The sequence below is a fragment of the Rhodococcus sp. 66b genome, from assembly GCF_002076325.1.
GTDB classification, from domain to species: Bacteria; Actinomycetota; Actinomycetes; order Mycobacteriales; family Mycobacteriaceae; genus Rhodococcus_F; species Rhodococcus_F erythropolis.
Genome location: NZ_MUZB01000020.1, coordinates 58957 through 77642, shown reverse-complemented (window position 1 = coordinate 77642; position 18686 = coordinate 58957). Strand labels below are relative to the sequence as shown.

Sequence of the window (18686 nt, the reverse complement as noted above, 5' to 3'; positions counted from 1 at the left end):
GACCATGACCGACAAGCTCGAATTGGATCCAGCAACCACAGCCGTCGTGCTCATCGAGTACCAGAACGACTTCACCACCGAGGGCGGTGTTCTTCACGAGGCCGTCGCTCCGGTCATGGAATCGAACGGACTCCTCGCGAACACCACTGCGCTGGTCGATGCGGCTCGGGCGGCAGGTGTCACCGTGATGCACGCACCGATCACCTTCGCCGAGGGATACAACGAAATCACCTCGCATCCGTACGGCATCCTCAAGGGCGTCGTCGACGGCAAGGCTTTCGTGAAGGGTTCCTGGGGAGCTGCGATCGTCGACGAACTCGCCCCGAAAAACGGCGACATCGTCATCGAGGGCAAGCGCGGACTCGACACTTTTGCCAGCACCAACCTCGATTTCATTCTGCGCAGCAAAGGAATTCGCACGATCGTTCTCGGCGGCTTCCTGACCAACTGCTGCGTCGAATCGACCATGCGCACCGGATACGAGAACGGTTACCGGGTCATCACACTCACCGATTGCGTGGCAGGCACCTCGGTCGCCGAACACGAGAACGCAATCACCTACGACTACCCGATGTTCTCGCACCCCGTCACGTCGAAAGAGGTGCTCGGCGCGCTCTCCTGAGAGGACTACCTGGAATGCGCGAGAAGGAATTCACGGCTGACGTTGGTGACACTGGCGTGAACCTTCTCGTGCAGCAGGTCGTGACCGGCGTCCTCGAACTCGCGCATCTCGACGTTGCGCAGCGTCCGCGCCCAATCCCGGACGGGATCGACCGGGGCGATCCGGTCGTCGGTACCGTGAACGACCAGGACTGGGATGCCCGCGTCGGAGAGTTCCGCCCACCCGTGTTGCTCCACCGCGCTGCGCGGAATGCCGCACAACACCGCGGACGCGAATTCGTGATCGCGATGAGCCAGCACCGTCAGCGCAGTCACAGCACCTAACGAATGACCCATCACCGCCTGCGGAACGTCGGGCAGTTCCGCCAAGGCGATGTCAGCCAGCGCGGCTGCATCGGCAGCAAGATCGGAGAGCGGAGCCCCGACTCCCGGATCACCCTCCGACAAACCGTGCCCGGTGTGATCGATCGCCCACACGTCGATCCCCGACGCCGTCATTGCGCCCGCGAAACGGTGATACTGCCCGCTGTGCTGACCGAGGCCGTGCAGAAAGACCAAAGACACAGTGGGCACTGCGCCCCCTGCCGCCGGCCAATGCCGAAAGTGCACCTGACCGGTTCGTCCGTCGAAGAAGGGCATGCTCGTCATTCTGCACTCTCCTACGGGTATCCGCGGGCGGTGGGCGATTACTGGTGGGTTGCCTTGTCGGTGAGCGATGGCACAATCTCCGTGTGTTCCTACTCGATGATCAGATCGTCTACAGCGCCAGCGACCTCTCGGCCGCGGCCTCGTGCGAGTTCGCACTGTTGCGACAACTCGACGCCCGCACCGGTCTGATCTCAGCCGAGGCGGCCGAGGCGGATCCGATGCTCGAGCGGACGTCGAGCCTCGGCGACTCGCACGAGCGCGAACAGCTTCAGAAGTTCATCGATCAACACGGAGACGGCGTCGTCGTCATGCCGCGACCGGAACACTCACGCGCAGGCCTGACCGCCGCCACGTTGGCCACCGTCGAGGCAGCCCGATCGGGCGCGCCAGTCATCTATCAGGGAACCTTTTTCGACGGCCGATTCCTCGGGTTCTGCGATTTCCTCGTCCGCGAAGGCAACACCTACGCGGTCTACGACAGCAAGCTCTCCCGGCACGCCAAGGTGTCGGCACTTCTACAACTCGCCGCATACGCGGATGCGTTGGAGCGCAATGCAATTGCCGCCTCCGATCAGGTTCATCTACTGCTCGGCGACGGCAGCACGTCGTCGCACGACATCGGAGACATCGCGCCGGTATTCGCAGCACGCAGAGCTGAACTCGAACGAGTCCTCGACGAGCACCGTGCTGAGGGGAAACCGACACAGTGGCTCGACGATCGGTACCTGCGTTGTGGTCGATGCAACACCTGCAGCGTCGAAGCCGAAAGCCATCGGGACCTGCTGCTGGTTGCGGGCGTCCGCGGCAATCAGCGTGAACAACTGATCGTCTCGGGGATCACGACAATTGACGAACTCGCCGCGAGCACCGGCCCTGTCGAGGGAATTCGACGGGAAACACTCGACAAACTCCGTGCACAGGCCGCGGTTCAACTTCGTCAGGAACAATCCGGCAACGCCGAATTCGAGGTCTACGAACCCTCGGCGCTCGGCGGACTACCCGTCCCCGACGACGGCGACATCTTCTTCGACTTCGAGGGCGATCCGCTCTGGGCCGAGGACGGATCCACCGACTGGGGGTTGGAATACCTTTTCGGTGTGGTCGAAGGACCGGCGGACGACTACGTGTTCAAGCCGTTCTGGGCACACGATCGCGACGGTGAACGCCAGGCACTCCTCGACTTCCTCGACTATGTCACCGCGCGCCGAGAAGCTCACCCCGGCATGCACATCTATCACTACGCCGCGTACGAGAAATCGGCGCTGTTGCGCTTGGCCGCACGTCACGGTGTCGGCGAGCAGACGGTGGACACGCTGCTCAGCGAGAACGTGCTCGTGGACCTGTACCCGATCGTCCGCGCCTGCCTGCGGATCGGACAACGCTCGTACAGCATCAAGAAACTCGAGCCGCTCTACATGGGTGAGCACGGCCGCGACGGCGACGTGACCAACGCCGCCGCTTCGGTTGTCGCTTATGCCGACTACTGCCAATTGCGCGACGGCGGACAAGCCGACCAGGCCAGGGAACTTCTTCAGGGCATCTCCGACTACAACGAATACGACTGCGAATCCACTCTGCGCCTGCGCGATTGGCTTGCCGAGCGCGCCGCAGAACACGGCGTCGAACTTCGTGAGCCGACCGGGCAGATCAAGATTCCACTCGAGGAGCTCACCGAATCGGAGATCGCGCTCCGCGAATTCGCAGGACACAAGGCAGGTTCGGCGCGTACCCCCGATCAGCAGGCAGCTGCTCTACTGGCTGCTGCGGTGGGGTACCACAATCGTGAGCGGAAGCCGTACTGGTGGGCCCACTTCGACCGATTGGTCACACCGATCGAAGACCTGGTGGACATCCGCGACGTCATGGTGGTCGAACAGTCCGAAATCGAGGCGGACTGGCACAAGAGCACCCCACGTCAGAAGAAGTTCCGTCGACACATTCAGCTGACCGGAAGTTTCGGCACCGGAACGTCTTTGAGCCCGGGCAGTGATCTGTTCGCTCTCTACGCAACCCCCTCCCCCGATGCCGTTGCAAGCGAGAACCCCACCCAACGCGGCACCAGCAGCGTCAAGGTCACGGCCGTGGTCAAGTCCGAAGGACTCGACGTGGTCACCGTCGAAGAACTGCTCGGCGGTGACGAATACCTCGATGCTCCAGTCGCATTGGCACCTGGTCGTCCGATTCCCACCGGACGCATGGAGAAGTCCATCGCCGCTGCCGCATCCGGCGCCAGCGAGATCCTGCCCGAACTGCCACCCGTAGCAGCGGTCGACATTCTCCGGCGCAGCACCCCGAGGACACGCTCGGGTTCACCGCTCCCGCCCGTCGGCACCGACAACAACTACGCGGACGCCATCACCGCCGCACTTCTCGACCTCGATGATTCCTACGCGGCAGTACAGGGTCCCCCTGGTACGGGCAAGACCTACACGGGTGCTCGTGTCGTCAAGACACTGATCGAACAACATCAGTGGCGAATCGGAGTGGTGGCTCAATCACATTCGGTGGTCGAGAACATGCTCGGCGGCATTCTGAAGGCCGGCGTGGACCCTGCACTGGTCGCGAAGAAGGGCAGCCGCAGCAAGACCGCAGAATGGCAGGACATCGCATCCGAAGAATATGCGGGATTCATCGCCGAGGCCGAAGGCGTCGGCTGCGTCATCGGCGGCACTGCGTGGGACTTCGCGAACACCGATCGTGTTCCAGCGGGCAGCTTGGACCTGCTCGTGGTGGACGAGGCGGGCCAGTTCGCGCTCGCCAACACCATTGCCGTCGCGATTTCCGCGCGAAACCTGTTGCTGCTGGGCGATCCGCAGCAGTTGCCGCAGGTGAGCCAAGGTACTCACCCCGAACCTGTCGACGAATCGGCGCTCGGTTGGCTCGCCGAGGGACACGGCGCACTGCCACCCGAACTCGGCTATTTCCTCGAGAAGACTTGGCGGATGCACCCGGATCTGTGTGCGCCCGTGTCCGCACTGTCGTACGAGGGCAAGCTCCATTCTCAGGAAACCGTGAGTGCGGCAAGAAAACTCGACGGACTCGCTGCCGGAGTGCACACGGTGTTCGTCGATCACCGCGGCAATTCCACGTACTCCCCGGAAGAGTCCCAGGAAATCGTTCGCCAGATCCAGGGCCTTCTCGGTACGCCATGGACCGATCCGAGCGAGTTCGAGGGAACCCGGCCCCTGGAGCAGTCGGACATCCTCGTGGTCGCGGCATACAACGCCCAGGTCGGTACCGTCGAGCGCGATCTCACCGAAGCCGGTCTCACGGAGGTCGAGGTCGGGACCGTCGACAAGTTCCAGGGCCGCGAGGCCGCGGTGGCAATCGTGTCGATGGCCGCATCTGCCGTCGAGGACGTCCCGCGAGGAATGTCGTTCCTCCTGTCGCGGAACCGCCTCAATGTTGCTGTCTCCCGCGGCAAGTGGTGCGCGATCATCGTCCGATCACACGCGTTGACGCAGTACATGCCGAGCACGCCCGCAGGATTGGTGGAGCTGGGCGCGTTCATGAGGTTGACGAGCTAGCCAAATATTTTCACACCCAAAGCCTGTCCTACCCGAAACACTGCCCTTCGCCGCGGTAGGTGGGAACCGAGGTTCGGGTGCCGTCGGCTTCGACCACATACACGCGGTCGAAGCGCTCGCACAGCTCGCCGGCTTTGGCGTGACGGAACCATACGCGGTCGCCGATCGCGATGTTTCCGGCTTCCTTCCCGGTGACCGGTGTCTGGACTTCGCCGGCTCCTTCGTTGCGGAGCAGTTTGAGACCAGCGGGCCAGACCGGTGACGGAACGCGGGTGGCTCCGGCAGGTCCCGACGCGATGTATCCGCCGCCGAAAAGGGTCGTGACCGACGGCGTCGGCTTGCGCACGGCCGACAGTGCGAAGAACAGCGCCGGATCGGGACGGAAGGCACGGTAGCGGTCGAACAGGGTCGGTACGTACAGTCCGGAGCCTGCTGTTACCTCGGTCACCACAGGATCGGCCGAGCTGACCTCCAGCGACCCCGTACCGCCGCTGTTGACGATCTCGAGTGCACCCACGACATCGGTGACGGCCGCGACCACAGCGCCCCTTCTGGACGCCAGTTCGCGGGCAGAGGCCTTCTTGACCCAACCGATCGGAGCGCTGGTGTCCGGGAGGCCGGCGATCTGGGCTTCGTAGAACATCACGCCGACGACGGAGAATCCGCGCTGACGAGCACGCGCCGCGAGTGCGGCGACCGCGGCAGGTTCGCGCAGCGGCGAGCGTCGTACGCCTAGATGAATCGGACCGATCCGAAGTGACGCATCGACGTCGAGACACACCCGGACAGGCGCATCTCCCGTCGACGCCGAACGAATGAGATCCAACTGCGCATCGTCGTCGACCATCAAGGTGATCGATTGGAGGGCGGTGTCATCGGCAGCGAGATCCGCGATGGCGCCACGATCGGCGGTCGGGTATCCCATCAGGATGTCCCGTGCGCCGAGCCCGACCAGCCACAGAGCCTCGCGCAGTGAGTACGCCATGATTCCGCGGAACCCGCCGGATGCAGTCAGTGTGTCACCGAGAGTTTCAGTCAGAACCGTACGACAACGAACCGATTTGCTCGCCACTCGCACCGGGGTTCCACCGGCGCGGCGCACCAGGTCGGCTGCATTACTGCGCAGTGTGGTCAGATCCAGAGCAGCCAGAGGCGGGTCGAGTTCTCGCGTGGCAGCAGTGAGTCGATCGAGGGTCCTGGTCACAGATGATCCAATCGTCGCGGCGTGCGACCAGTCAATCACCAATCCTGGACGTATGTCCAGGATGGCGGTTCTACTGAGGCGCGCCCACTGCTTTATTGGCGATTACCTGAACCATTTCTCCGAACTCGGCAATGGTCGCGTCGGAGTCACGATCAACCAGCCAACGCAGAACAAGGCCGTCGATCATTGCAAGACTCAGTCGCGCAATCGAACTCAACGGCTCCGTCCACACCGTGCCCGATATCTTGGCGCACTCTTCGAGAAACGACACCGCGAGCTCATCCATGATTCGGTACTGCTCAAATGCAACTGCCCCAGCACGTTCGGCTCCGAGATTGCGACTACGCAGTGCCTGCGCGGTAATTTCGTAGGTCAACAACTGGCGATCCGGGGTTGCTTCGATGGTCGGCCACATTCCGGTCAGGCCGATATGCAGCAATTCCCTGAGCCCCTGCACGCCACTGAGATCCGGCGCATGGCGGACCTGCGCGAACGCATACTGCATCGACGCACTGAGCTGCAGAATGAGCGTTTCACCCATTGCCGCGATCAGCGCTTCCTTGCTCTCGAAGCAGTAATGAACGACGCCGAGCGATACGCCGGCCTCCTCTGCCACCGCCCTTACCGTCACAGAACTGACACCGCGCTGTTCCGCAATAGACAAAGCGGACTCGACCAATTGTGTGCGGCGTTCGTCCGCCGGAAGCCTGTTCAGCATCCAATGATCGTAGAACGCAAATGACAAAATCTTCGCGCAATACTTGCCTGGACGACCGTCCAAGTACATTATTGCGTAATGGCTTCGGACACTTGGCAGAACTGGGCGGGCACTCAAAGTGCCGCGCCGCGTCGCTTTGCGACGCCGACAAATACCCGTGAACTTTCGTCGTTGGTCGCCGAGGCCGCGGCGCGCGGCCAACGTGTGAAGGCCGTCGGCGCCGGCCATTCGTTCACCGGTGTCGCGGTCACCGACGGTATCCTCGTCAGCCTGGACAACTTGAGCGGAATCGACTCGATCACGCCGACCGACGACGGTGCGCTGGTCACTGTTTTTGCAGGCACTCGCCTTCATGCTCTCAACGAGGCCTTGTGGCAACGCGGATATGCGATGGCCAATCTCGGTGACATCGACGTCCAGTCACTGGCCGGCGCGACGTCCACCGGCACACACGGCACCGGCGCACGATTCGGCGGTATCGCCACACAGATTCGCGGAATCGAGATCGTTCTCGCCGACGGATCCGTCGTTACCGCAAGCGCTGACGAAAACGTCGAATTGTTCGAAGCAGGCCGCCTCGGATTGGGCGCAATCGGCATCATTTCGAAGATCACTCTCGCCTGCGTCCCGCGATTCACACTTCGCGCAATCGAGGAACCCGACACGCTGTCTCACATACTGGACACCCTCGAGAGCGATCGTCTGGGCTTGGACCACTTCGAGTTCTACTGGTTTCCGCACACCGACCGTGTCCTGACGAAGAGCAATACGCGACTGCCCGGAGATACCGAACCCGATCCAGTGGGCAAGGTCCGCGCGTTCGTCGACGACGAACTCCTCTCGAACACACTCTTCGAAGGTGTCAACCGCGTTGCCACCCTGGCACCGGCCGCGATCCCGAGAATCAACAACGTGTCGTCTCGATTGCTCGGCGCCCGGGAGTTCACCGATCGCAGTTACCGAGTATTCGCGTCTTCGCGCCGGGTGAAGTTCAAGGAGATGGAATACGCGATTCCCCGCGAACACGTCACCGAGACACTCCACGAAATCGACCGCTGGATGAAGAAGTCCGGAACTAACGTCGCGTTCCCCGTCGAAGTACGTTTTGCTGCCGCCGACGACCTCTGGCTCTCGACTGCTCACGGACGCGACACCGCATACATCGCCGTACACCAGTACCACCGACGACCCGAAACCGAATACTTCGCCGCAGTGGAAGCCATCGCCCGCGCCGTCGACGGCCGGCCGCATTGGGGAAAAATGCACAACCGGACCGTCGACGACCTGCGTCCTACGTACGACCGACTCGACGACTTTGTCGCCGTGAGAGACAAGTACGACGCGAATCGTGTGTTCGACAACGAATACTTGCGTCAGGTACTCGGCGACTGACGGTCAGCGCCGCAGCAGTTCCGCTTTTCGTGCATCGCTCGCAAACGAGGCTTTGATCGAGTTCCGGGCGAGGGTGTCTCGCTCGGCCTCGGTCAGACCCAAGGCTCGGCCCAGTTCGGTGAAATTGTCGTCGACGTATCCCCCGAAGTAGGCCGGGTCGTCGGAGTTGACCGTGACGATCAAACCCATCTCGAGCATCGATCGAAGCGGATGATCCGACAGCGAATCGAACACCCGCAGACGAACGTTCGACAACGGGCAGACCGTCAGTGGAATCTCCTCGTCGACCAGACGCTCGATCAGGGCAGGATCCTCGAGTGCCCGGACTCCGTGGTCGATCCGCTCGGCGCCGAGAATGTCGAGCGCCTGCCAGATGTACTCGGGCGGTCCCTCCTCGCCGGCGTGAGCGACGACGTGCAAACCCTCGGCACGCGCGCGGGCGAACACGTCCTCGAACAGTGACGGCGGGTTGCCGACCTCCGCGGAGTCGAGTCCGAGCCCGACGATCGGAGCCTGCAGGCGAATTATCTCGGAGAAGATCTCCTCGGCGTCCTTGACGGGCTGATCTCGGAGGATGGCGGCGATTGCCGCGCTGCTGAGCCCGAACTCGCGCTCGCTCGATGCCACCGCATCCATGATCCCGTCCAGGACCTCGGTCAGCGGAACACCACGGACTACGTGCGCCTGTGGATTGAAGAAGAACTCGGCATGCGCGACGCCGGCCGCAGCCGCCCGGCGGAAGTACGCTCGCGTCAGGTCGGCAAAATCCTCCGCGGTGCGCAGGACGGCCATGTTGGCGAAGTAGAGATCGAGGAACGACTGCAAGTCGGTGAACTCGTACCTCGACTTCAGATCGTCGATGTCCTTGTACGGCAGATCCATTCGATTGCGCTCGGCAAGTCGGTAAATCTGTTCGGGCTCCAGAGAACCCTCGATGTGCATGTGCAGTTCTGCGACAGGTGTAGCCATGTCGGTGTTACCGCCCCTTCCAGACCGGGGCGCGCTTCTCGGCGAACGCCGTCGCACCCTCGCGTGCATCTTCGGATGCGAATACCGGCGCCATGACCTGCAACTGCTTCGCGAAAGCTTCATCGTCGGACCAACCGCCGGCCTTGACGATGATCTCCTTGGTGACCGCTACCGCGAGCGGTCCGTTGCGGGTGATTCGATCAGCCAGCTCCAGTGCGCCGTCGAGCGCCTTGCCCGGTTCGGTCAACGTGTTCACGAAGCCGTAGCGGTATGCCTCCTCGGCGGTGAAACTGTCGCCGGTCAGCGCCAGTTCCAGAGCCTTCTGGTACGGAATCCGCTTGGGCAGGCGCAACAATCCGCCGCCACCTGCAACCAGTCCTCGCTTGACCTCCGGGATACCGAACTTCGCTTCGGACGACGCCACCACCAGGTCGGTGGCAAGCACGAGTTCCGTGCCGCCTGCCAACGCGAAGCCCTCGACCGCCGAAATGATCGGCTTACGCGGTGGCCCTTCCGTGAATCCGAGACCGCGTCCCGGCACGAGGACGTTCTCGCCGGCCACGAATGCCTTCAGATCCATACCGGCACAGAAGTTTCCGCCGGCTCCTGTCAGCACGGCCAAGGACAGATCGTCGTCCGCATCGAGCTCTTCGACCGCGGCGGCCAACGCGTGACTGACCGCCGAGTTGATGGCGTTACGCGCCTCGGGCCGGTTGATGGTGATGATCAGTGTCCGCCCGCGCCGCTCGGTGAGAACCTCGTCCGCCATGATGTCCCTCTCGTTTGTCGACCACGCTCGCGTGACTACGCGACGTTGCGTTCGACAATACGGACGAAGCCATCGGGGTCGATCTGCGCGGTGTCGTGAGTGCAGAACCACCCCTGGGTGAACCTCGTCGAGGTCGCTTGCGGCGAGTTCCAATACCGACGCGTGACACTCGGTCCACGGCACAACAACTCGCCGAAACCACCTGGCGCATCCGGGCCGTACAACGCCACTTCCATTCCACCGAAAGCGATTCCGACGCTTCCGAGGTGGGTGGGCGCCGACTCGGTTGGCAGAATGAGACCAGCCCCACAGGTTTCGGTTTTACCCCACCCGATCACATGCCGAGCGGCCGGGAACAGAGTCAGCAGCTTGGATTCCTGTTCGGCCGTGATCGGCGACCCGCTGCAATCGATCCACTGCACCGACCTCGAACCGGCACGTGCCGCCGGTCCGAGCGTGAGCAACCGTGGCTCGAGCAAGTCCTCGGGCCGCCCGGTCACGATGTCGACGGTATGCACACTCTCACGCCAGAAGTCCCCGGCGAGGACCACCGTTCCACCGACCACCAACGTCGCGAGCACGTGCACGAAGTGCCGCACCGACTTGAAGTCGTTGTCCACCAGCAGATTCCGCACACCTTCGACGCCGTAGTCACGCGAGTGCAGAATTCCGACGATGGCAGAAAGCACGTTCTCGTTACTCAACTCGACGCCAAGCATCTCGCCCGAAGAATCCGCGGTGTACGCGAGGACCGCCATCTCGTCCGGGGCGGCGCCGTCGTCGATGAACGGAACACCGTGCGGGAGTTCCCCGTCGAGCACCAACACCGAACCACTGTCCGCGATGACGAAGTCCGCCGCGTCATCACTCAAGTGCACACCGACGGAGACCGGAACGCCGCCGGCGAGGATGACGCCGAGGCACGCCTCCATCCATCTCACCCCAGCGGCGACACGAATGGCCACACGGTCACCGATCTCGACGCCTCGCGACTTCAGCCCTCCCGCGACCCGCGACGCCTCGGCCCACAGCTCCGCGAAGGTGACCTGCTCGCCGTCGACCTCCTCGACCGCGACGCGTGAGGAGAACCGATGGACGGCGATGTCCAGTAGTTCGGACAACGACGGGTCCAGTTGGCTGTACCGAAGCACCCCGTCACCGGCGCGGGTGACGCGGGCGTCGGCGAGGAGCTGATTCGAACACGGGTATTCCACAAGCGTCGACCGCATCGATACCTCCACGTCACTGACAACCCACCGGCCATTCGACTATATGACGTGGATCACAGTTCGTGGAGGTCTCTGGCGATAATCGTCGCAAACTTACTTTCCGGAGTAGACCGCTTTGCCCGGTCCGACGTCGAGGAAACTGCGGACAGCGCCGCGTAGGTCATCGGTGGCGAACAGCGCACCGGACACTCCGGGAGTCACCGAATCCGCATGAGCGATCCCGCCGGAACGCCAGGCCGCGACGATCTGCTTGGTGGCGTCGTGGGCTCGCGTGGGTCCGTCCGCCAGCCTGGTCGCCAGGGCACGCGCCGCAGCATCGACATCGTCGTGAACTGCATTGACGACGCCCCACGAGTGCAGGGTTACGGCGTCGTAGAGGTCGCCGGTCATGACCAACTCCCGAGCCCGTCCGGAACCGGCACGCTCGGCCAAACGCTGCGGTCCACCCATGGACGGCGTCAGTCCGACCACTGTCTCGACCAGTCCGAACTTCGCCTTGGGCGCCGCGAGGATGATGTCGCAGGCCAAGGAGATCTCGAATGCAGCAGTCAGCGTCAACCCGTGCGCCGCATAGATCACCGGGCACGGCAACGCCTCGAGCGGATGGCAGATCTGGGCGAACAGTTGGCGCCACAACTCCGCGCCCTGCTCCGGGTCGAGGCCGTCGAACACATGGACGTCGACGCCGGCCGAGTTGACCTTGCCCTCGGCGCGCAGAAGCACCGCGCGCGGTGGGTTTTCGGTCAGCGCCGCAACATCGGCGATGACCGCGTCGAACATGGCCTGATCGAACAGATTGAGTGGTCCGTGCGCGAACGTCAGGACAGCCACCTCGGCACCACCATCGGTGGTGAAGCGCTCGAGACGGGTGGGATGCGATTCGGGAGCAGTCATCCCGCCACACTGCCACATCGAACCGGCCTACGATCGTCGGGTGGACGGTCTGAGAAATGCGCTCGCGGACGTTGTGGGACACCGGTTCGTCGTCACCGACGCCGACGTGTTGGCGACCCGTTCCACCGATCAGACAGGGCGGTACACGGGCCGTGCCTGCGCCCTGGTCCGACCGGCCGATACAGCCGAAATCGCTGCACTGCTGAACGTGTGCCGCTCCCGCGGTGTACCGGTCACCGTTCAGGGCGGGCGAACGGGCCTGGTCGCCGGCACGGTGCCAGAACACGACGACGTCCTGCTCTCCACCGAACGCCTCGCGGCGATCGGCGACGTCGATCTTGCCGCCGGGCGGATCACCGTCGGGGCGGGAGTGACACTCGCGCAGGTACATTCCGCGGCGGCCGCCGCCGGTTTGAAGTTCGGTGTCGACATAGCCTCGCGGGACACTGCGACGATCGGCGGCATGGTGTCCACCAATGCCGGTGGCCTGCACACGGTTCGATACGGGAACATGGCCGAACAGGTGCTCGGACTCGAGGTGGTACTCCCCGACGGAACAACGGTGCGCCGGTCACCGAAAGTGCTGTCGGACAACTCCGGATACAACCTGCCCGCGCTGTGGGTCGGTAGCGAAGGAACTCTAGGGGTGGTCACTTCCGTCGACCTGAAATTACGGAAGATACCAACCTACCGCGTGACGTCGCTGATCGGTTTCGACACACTCCAAGACGTCGTCGAGGCGGGGCGAGTGTTGCGCACTCTCGACGGCGTCGACGCACTCGAATTGTTGGACGGGCGCGGTCTCGAACTGGCCGCACGCCATTTGAACGCCGCGGTTCCGACGGGGCGACCGTGGTACCTCCTCGCCGAGGTGTCCGCGGCCCACGATCCGCTGGAAGACCTGGCCGAGCTGCTCGAACGCATCGGCCCACCGCAGACCCCGGCCGTGGCGGTCGACGCCCCCGGCTCGACGCGCTTGTGGGCGGCCCGCGAATGCTTCGCCGAGGTGGTCGGATTGTTCGGTCCCCCACTGAAATTCGACGCGGCGCTACCGCTGGACTCGCTTGCCACCTTCACCGAGGACGCAACGGCGGTGATCGCGAGCCGAGCGCCCGAGGCAATTCCGATCCTGTTCGGACACGTCGCCGAGGGAAACATCCACCTCAACGTCCTGAACTGCCCGAACGCCGACACCGTGTATCGCAGTGTCGTCGAACTGGTTCGCGATCACGGCGGAAACGTCAGTTCCGAGCACGGGGTGGGCTCGCTCAAACGCAACTATCTGGACCTGGCCCTCTCGGCGCAGGACATAGCCACGATGTGGGCGATCAAGCGAGCCCTTGACCCGAGCGACTATCTCAATCGCGCAGTGATGTTTCCCGACGCGCTTCGGCACTGACGGCCATCGCGTCGTCGTGCGCGTCCCCGCGTAAAGGCCGGGCGAAGCACACCGACGCGACGAAACCGATGAGCAGCACACCCGCAGGTAGCCAGATCGACTCCGACATCGCCGTGCTGAACGGTTCACGGACGAACTCTGGGAGGTGACCCACGCCGGCTTCCGAACTGCCGCCGGTCAGTCCCTGAGCCGCCAATCGTGCAGTGATCAGAGCGCCGATCGCAGCGCTGCCGAGAACCGCACCCACCTGCCGGGTGGTGTTGTAGACGCCGGCGCCCGCGCCCGCCTGCATCGGAGGCAGGTTGTGTGTGGCGGTGGCCGCGAGCGGAGACCAGATGCACGCGTTGGCGAAGCCGATCAGGCCGATCGGCAGGAGCAGTTCCCAGATCGCGACGTCGGGAGACATCACCAGTGCCAGCCAACCCAAGGCGACGGCGAACAGCAAGAAGCCGGTGCCGGCGATGTAGCGCGGATGTGTCTTGTCGACGAGCTTGCCGATGATCGGGGCGAAGATACCGGTCAGCACTGCCATCGGAACGAGCAGCAACGCCGACTGCGTCGGGGAGAGGCCACGAACTGCCTGTGTGTAGAACATCAGCGGAAGGACCATCGACGTGATCGCAAAGCCCATCGCGGTGATGGCGACATTGGCGAGTGAGAAGTTGCGATCCTTGAAGAGCTCCAAGGGAAGCAAGGGTTCGTTCTTGTTGCGCGACTGGTAGAACACGAACACCGCGAGCAACACCACACCGGCGCCGATCAGGCTCCAGACGAATCCGTTCCAGTCGTACGAACTGCCTTCCTGGATTCCGAACACCAGAAGGAACATGCCTGCGGCACTGAGAATCACGCCGGGGATGTCGAATTTGTGCTCGCTGGTCGGCAACGACGGAACGAGCTTCCACGCGAGCAGGAAGGCGATGACACCAACCGGGACGTTGACGATGAAGATCCATTCCCATCCGAGATTGTCCACCAGGACGCCACCGGCAAGCGGACCCACCAGGGTGGCAACACCGGCAACGGCGCCCCACAGACCCATTGCGGCGCCACGCTTGTTCGGCGCGAACGTGCGTGTGATGACGGCCATCGTCTGAGGCGTCATCATTGCAGCACCAAGACCCTGGAAAGCCCTTGCGACGATGAGCATCTCGACGCTGCCGGACAGACCGCACCACAGTGATGCGCCGGTAAACAGTACGAGGCCGATCATGTACAGGTTCTTCGGACCGAACCTGTCACCGAGTCGGCCCGTGACGAGCAGCGGCACCGCGTACGCCAGCAGGTACGCGCTGGTGACCCAGACGACCTTGTTGATGTCGGTGCCGAGGTCCTCCATGATCGCGGGGTTGGCGACAGCGACGATGGTGCTGTCCACCAGAATCATGAAGAACCCGATACACAGCGCCCACAGCGCGTGCCAGGGATTGACCTGCTTTTCCATCTTCAGTCCTTAGGTAGTGCGGACGAGCCTGCGGAGCCGGCCAGCCGGTCGAGAAGTTCTTGTGAGAGCCAGGGCATTTCGCCGCTCTCGATGTCTGTCACCAACGCGCCGATCCACTCTCTTTCGGCGACGGTCAGTGCGTGGGCGTAGTCCGCGCCCACCGTGAAGATTCGTGGTTTCTCCGCGGCCTTCACCGCTTCGTAGTCCACCTCGAATTTCGCAATCGTCTTGTCGAGGTGCGCGAGACGGATCCGAAGCATCTGACACGCAGTTGATGCGGAGAGGTTGTGCATCTCGGCAAGCGCGAGTGGCAACCGCGGATACTCCCGCACCGGAACCGCCAACATCTCGCGTAGTTGATGTTCGAGGGCATCACGGCCGCGGGCAGTGATCTCGTACGTCGTCCGCTCCGGGCGGTTGCCCTCACGATCGGTCCCGATCGAAGCCAGAAGTTCCTGCTTCTCCAACCGGGAAACCGTGTGATAGAGCGATCCCGGCTTGATTTTCACCAGCTGATCGCCCCGCCGCACCGAGGCGAGTTGGTACATCTCGTACGGGTGCATCGAACGCTCGGACAGCAGGCCCAGCACGGTGATTCCCAAAGGCGTCAGTGACACGTCACCCATGAGTCCCCCTCCCTGACAAGCCGTAGTTGACTGACGAGCCGCAATTGACCATTTCTTGACTATTCCACCCGAAATAGTCCACATGGAATATACGACCTCTGTCCGTCTCGATCAACCCGTTCGAATCGGACTAGCCTGTAGCGAGTGGACGATCATCACCTCGACATCATCCGACTTGCCTGGGCGCGTGAGCTGGGACTCGGCGACTCGGCACTGCGTCCGGCGCACACGGCCCGGGTCGTCGGCGACGACATCCACGTTCTCGATCTGGCAGGCTCCGGTGCGATCGTCGGGCCACAGTGGTTCATCGAGCGCACAGAGGGCATCTCCGTCGACGCACTACTGCAACCGACACGTCTCCTCGAGATCGCCGGCGATCACGGCGGGCGAATCACCGGTCCCGTCGATCTCGCTTTCCTCGGCGACTACACGGACGCGCCACCCGACGAGCAACTGCTGATTTCCCACGAGGTCGACGACGCCCTCGCCGTCGCTGCGCTGTGCCCACCCGACGACAGCACCACGGCCGACCTCGAGAACCGGACGCGGTGGTTCACCGCCGTCACCGATTCCACCGAGGTGCTCGGATGCGCGGCATACTCCGAATTTCAGGGATTCGTGGCAGATCTCACGACCCTGACTGCTCCTGCGCATCGCCGTCACGGAATCGGCTGTGCAGTAACGCTTCTCGCCGCGGAGGACGCTCTCGATTCCGGGTTGATCCCGCAGCTACGCACGAGTCGCGGCAGCGCGATCGCCGCGACGCTTCCACGTAAAGCCAAATTCGACGTTCTGGGGGCATACGCTCGGGTACACGTGCACCTGCCCAGTTGACACTCGAAATGACACTCGAACGAGAGGGACCGCAGATGAGTACGGAAGACGGCGCGAGCGAACCGACATTCGTCGAAGAGGGTCGTGAATTCAAACGCGACACCAACTACATCCCGACCCGGATCACCGAGGACGGTCGCGACGGTTACCCCGTCGAACCGGGGCGATACCGGTTGATCGTGGCACGTGCCTGCCCGTGGGCAAACCGCGCCATCATCGTCCGCCGTCTGCTCGGCCTCGAAGACGTACTGTCGATGGGCATCTGCGGTCCGGTTCACGACAAGCGAAGCTGGACTTTCGATCTCGACCCGGGCGGCGTCGATCCCGTACTGAAGATCCCGCGACTACAGGACGCGTACTTCGCCCGAGATCCCGAATACCCCAGGGGAATCACGGTGCCCGCCATGGTGGAGATCGCGACGGGCAAGGTGGTCACGAACGACTACCCACAGATCACCCTCGACTTCTCGACGCAATGGAAGAAGTACCACCGCGAAGGCGCACCGGATCTGTACCCGGAGCCTCTGCGAAACGAAATCGACGAAGTGGCCGAGTACGTGTTCCGCGACGTCAACAACGGCGTCTACCGCTGCGGTTTCGCCGGTTCACAGCAGGCGTACGACGAGGCATACGACACGCTGTTCGCCCGCCTCGACTGGCTCACCGAACGTCTTGCCCGGCAACGCTTCCTGGTGGGAGACACCATCACCGAGGCCGATGTGCGCCTGTTCACCACGCTTGTGCGATTCGATCCCGTCTATCACGGCCACTTCAAGTGCAACAGAAGCAAACTCAGCGAGATGCCGGTGCTGTGGGACTACGCACGCGATCTGTTCCAGACTCCCGGATTCGGTGACACCATCGACTTCACACAGATCAAAGCGCACTACTACATCGTGCATTCCGAGATCAATCCCTCCGGAATCGTGCCCAAGGGACCGGAATTGACGCACTGGCTCGAACCGCACGGCCGCGAACAGTTGGGTGGCCGACCGTTCGGGGACGGCACACCGCCTCACCCGCCCATCCCGTCGGAAGTGGTTCCAGCAGAGCACTGGGCCACCAGATAGGTCGCGGCGGCTACTCCCCTGCGTACGTGCCGAAACTCCAGTACACACCTTCGGGATCACGGCAGGTGAACCCCCGCGAACCGTAGTCCTCGTCACGCAATCCCTGCGTGATCGTGGCGCCCGCCGCGACAGCGCGTTCGTGGAGTGCATCAGCTGCGTCCGCGTCGTCCACGACGATGTACACCGAACCGATTCCAGGCGGCAGGCCGGCGATCGCCGAATCGGTGCGCGGCGAACCCAGCATGATGCCGCCACCGCCCGGCCAGTCGAGTTGGGCGTGGTCCACCACGTCTCCCTCGCCGTAGACGACCTTCTCCACGAAACCGAAGGTGCTCACCAGAAAGTGGATTGCAGCCCGGGCGTCGAGGTAGCGCAGTGTCGGCCAGATGGTCGTCGAACGAGATTCCGAAGTGGCGGTCATAACACTCGAACTCCTGCCTGGGAAAACTCACGAAGAAAACCGAGTCTCGTACGAGCCTATGGCCCCTGCGATCACCGCCGCTACCGAAAACTTCACCTATTCTCGAGATACGGTCCACCTCGCTTCAGAGGAGGACAACTGTGGAGGGGCAGCAATGAGCAAGTCGACGAACAACGACAGCGGGCGTATCGAGAAGGTCCTCGTTTCCGTTCTCGACAACGGAAGCCGCCTGCAAGCGCCCGCAGTGGCCAAATACGTCAACCACGTCCGTAAAGCGCACCCCGACGAGTCACCTGCTCAGATCGTCGAGCGGATGGAGAAGATGTTCATTCTCGCCGTGACCGGAAGCGGCAGCGCCGTCGGTGCCACGGCCGCGGTGCCGGGCGTCGGAACAGTCGCGTCCATCGCTGCAGTCGGTGCGGAATCGGCTTTCTTCCTCGAAGCGTCGGCGCTGCTCACATTGGCAATAGCGTCTGTCCACGGAATCTCCGTGCAGGATCATCAGCAACGACGTGCCCTGGTACTGGCAGTCGCACTCGGCGAATCCGGCATGGAGATCGTCCAGAAGGCCACCGGGATCACGGCCAAGAACTGGGGAACGGCAATCACGAGCAAGATCCCCGGACCCACGATGAGGGGAATGAACAGCACCCTCGTGCGGAAATTCGTGACCAAGTACGCCGCCAAGCGCAGCGCACTGATCCTCGGCAAGCTCGTTCCCGCCGGAATCGGTGCGGTCATCGGCGGTGCGGGTAACCGTGCCATCGGCAAGGGCGTCGTCAAGAATGCGCGCGAAGCCTTCGGACCGGCACCGGCCAGGTGGACCGATCACCTGATCGTGATGCCTGCCGACGATGCCGCAGTGCTTCCCCAGACGCAGACACGCCGGGCCATCCGCAGATAGCCGTCCGGGCCGTAGGC

General features: G+C 63.1%; 17 protein-coding genes. 7 read left to right on the top strand and 10 right to left on the bottom strand.

The window, feature by feature from the left end; translation table 11 throughout:
- Window positions 1–4 precede the first annotated feature (4 nt).
- Window positions 5–622, top strand: a complete 618-nt coding sequence (locus B0E55_RS28265; RefSeq protein WP_042952418.1) for a cysteine hydrolase family protein — start codon at window positions 5–7, stop codon at window positions 620–622.
- A gap of 5 nt (window positions 623–627) precedes the next feature.
- On the opposite strand, the gene B0E55_RS28260 is transcribed toward B0E55_RS28265, so the two are convergent.
- Window positions 628–1269 carry an alpha/beta hydrolase gene (locus tag B0E55_RS28260; RefSeq protein WP_080910917.1) on the bottom strand — a complete coding sequence of 214 codons (642 nt, stop codon included), beginning with the start codon at window positions 1267–1269 and terminating at the stop codon, window positions 628–630.
- 83 nt (window positions 1270–1352) lie between these two features.
- Here B0E55_RS28260 and B0E55_RS28255 point away from each other — a divergent pair, with 83 nt between their 5' ends.
- Window positions 1353–4796: a TM0106 family RecB-like putative nuclease gene (locus B0E55_RS28255; RefSeq protein WP_080910916.1), complete on the top strand. Its 3444-nt coding sequence runs from the start codon at window positions 1353–1355 to the stop codon at window positions 4794–4796.
- A gap of 28 nt (window positions 4797–4824) precedes the next feature.
- Here B0E55_RS28255 and B0E55_RS28250 read toward each other — a convergent pair whose 3' ends face one another.
- Together B0E55_RS28250 and B0E55_RS28245 are read right to left on the bottom strand one after the other, a co-directional pair.
- Window positions 4825–6000 carry an amino acid deaminase/aldolase gene (locus B0E55_RS28250; RefSeq protein WP_080910915.1) on the bottom strand — a complete coding sequence of 392 codons (1176 nt, stop codon included), beginning with the start codon at window positions 5998–6000 and terminating at the stop codon, window positions 4825–4827.
- A gap of 70 nt (window positions 6001–6070) precedes the next feature.
- Complete coding sequence (locus B0E55_RS28245; RefSeq protein ID WP_172403544.1) at window positions 6071–6718, bottom strand: TetR/AcrR family transcriptional regulator; 648 nt, start codon at window positions 6716–6718, stop codon at window positions 6071–6073.
- Between the two features lie 78 nt (window positions 6719–6796).
- On the opposite strand from B0E55_RS28245, the gene B0E55_RS28240 reads away from it, so the two are divergent.
- The gene (locus B0E55_RS28240; RefSeq protein ID WP_080910913.1) at window positions 6797–8110 is read left to right on the top strand and encodes a D-arabinono-1,4-lactone oxidase; all 1314 of its coding nucleotides are present in this window, start codon (window positions 6797–6799) and stop codon (window positions 8108–8110) included.
- Window positions 8111–8113: 3 nt separating this feature from the next.
- Here the strand turns inward: B0E55_RS28240 and B0E55_RS28235 are convergent, their stop codons facing one another.
- The 4 genes from B0E55_RS28235 to B0E55_RS28220 form a co-directional block, all read right to left on the bottom strand.
- The gene (locus B0E55_RS28235; RefSeq protein ID WP_019749316.1) at window positions 8114–9079 is read right to left on the bottom strand and encodes an adenosine deaminase; all 966 of its coding nucleotides are present in this window, start codon (window positions 9077–9079) and stop codon (window positions 8114–8116) included.
- 7 nt (window positions 9080–9086) lie between these two features.
- A complete protein-coding gene (locus B0E55_RS28230; protein WP_019749317.1) occupies window positions 9087–9848 on the bottom strand; it encodes a crotonase/enoyl-CoA hydratase family protein in 762 nt (253 codons plus the stop codon).
- Window positions 9849–9883: 35 nt separating this feature from the next.
- Complete coding sequence (locus tag B0E55_RS28225; protein WP_080910927.1) at window positions 9884–11077, bottom strand: class I adenylate-forming enzyme family protein; 1194 nt, start codon at window positions 11075–11077, stop codon at window positions 9884–9886.
- Window positions 11078–11170: 93 nt separating this feature from the next.
- The gene (locus B0E55_RS28220; protein ID WP_021344976.1) at window positions 11171–11971 is read right to left on the bottom strand and encodes an enoyl-CoA hydratase/isomerase family protein; all 801 of its coding nucleotides are present in this window, start codon (window positions 11969–11971) and stop codon (window positions 11171–11173) included.
- Between the two features lie 40 nt (window positions 11972–12011).
- On the opposite strand from B0E55_RS28220, the gene B0E55_RS28215 reads away from it, so the two are divergent.
- Entirely contained in the window at window positions 12012–13370 is a 1359-nt protein-coding gene (locus B0E55_RS28215; RefSeq protein ID WP_443216817.1) for an FAD-binding oxidoreductase, read from the top strand.
- Here the strand turns inward: B0E55_RS28215 and B0E55_RS28210 are convergent.
- Window positions 13330–14814, bottom strand: coding sequence for a DHA2 family efflux MFS transporter permease subunit (locus B0E55_RS28210; RefSeq protein WP_019749321.1), 1485 nt, complete (start codon window positions 14812–14814; stop codon window positions 13330–13332). The two genes, B0E55_RS28215 and B0E55_RS28210, sit on opposite strands and share 41 nt — an antisense overlap.
- 2 nt (window positions 14815–14816) lie before the next feature.
- A complete protein-coding gene (locus B0E55_RS28205) occupies window positions 14817–15440 on the bottom strand; it encodes a PadR family transcriptional regulator (RefSeq protein ID WP_019749322.1) in 624 nt (207 codons plus the stop codon).
- Window positions 15441–15584: 144 nt separating this feature from the next.
- Between B0E55_RS28205 and B0E55_RS28200 the strand changes: the two genes are divergently transcribed.
- Entirely contained in the window at window positions 15585–16274 is a 690-nt protein-coding gene (locus B0E55_RS28200; protein WP_019749323.1) for a GNAT family N-acetyltransferase, read from the top strand.
- Window positions 16275–16309: 35 nt separating this feature from the next.
- A complete protein-coding gene (locus B0E55_RS28195; protein ID WP_020970189.1) occupies window positions 16310–17344 on the top strand; it encodes a glutathione S-transferase family protein in 1035 nt (344 codons plus the stop codon).
- A gap of 10 nt (window positions 17345–17354) precedes the next feature.
- On the opposite strand, the gene B0E55_RS28190 is transcribed toward B0E55_RS28195, so the two are convergent.
- The gene (locus tag B0E55_RS28190; RefSeq protein WP_019749325.1) at window positions 17355–17765 is read right to left on the bottom strand and encodes a VOC family protein; all 411 of its coding nucleotides are present in this window, start codon (window positions 17763–17765) and stop codon (window positions 17355–17357) included.
- Window positions 17766–17919: 154 nt separating this feature from the next.
- Here B0E55_RS28190 and B0E55_RS28185 point away from each other — a divergent pair, with 154 nt between their 5' ends.
- Window positions 17920–18669 carry a hypothetical protein gene (locus tag B0E55_RS28185; RefSeq protein WP_080910925.1) on the top strand — a complete coding sequence of 250 codons (750 nt, stop codon included), beginning with the start codon at window positions 17920–17922 and terminating at the stop codon, window positions 18667–18669.
- Window positions 18670–18686 lie beyond the last annotated feature (17 nt).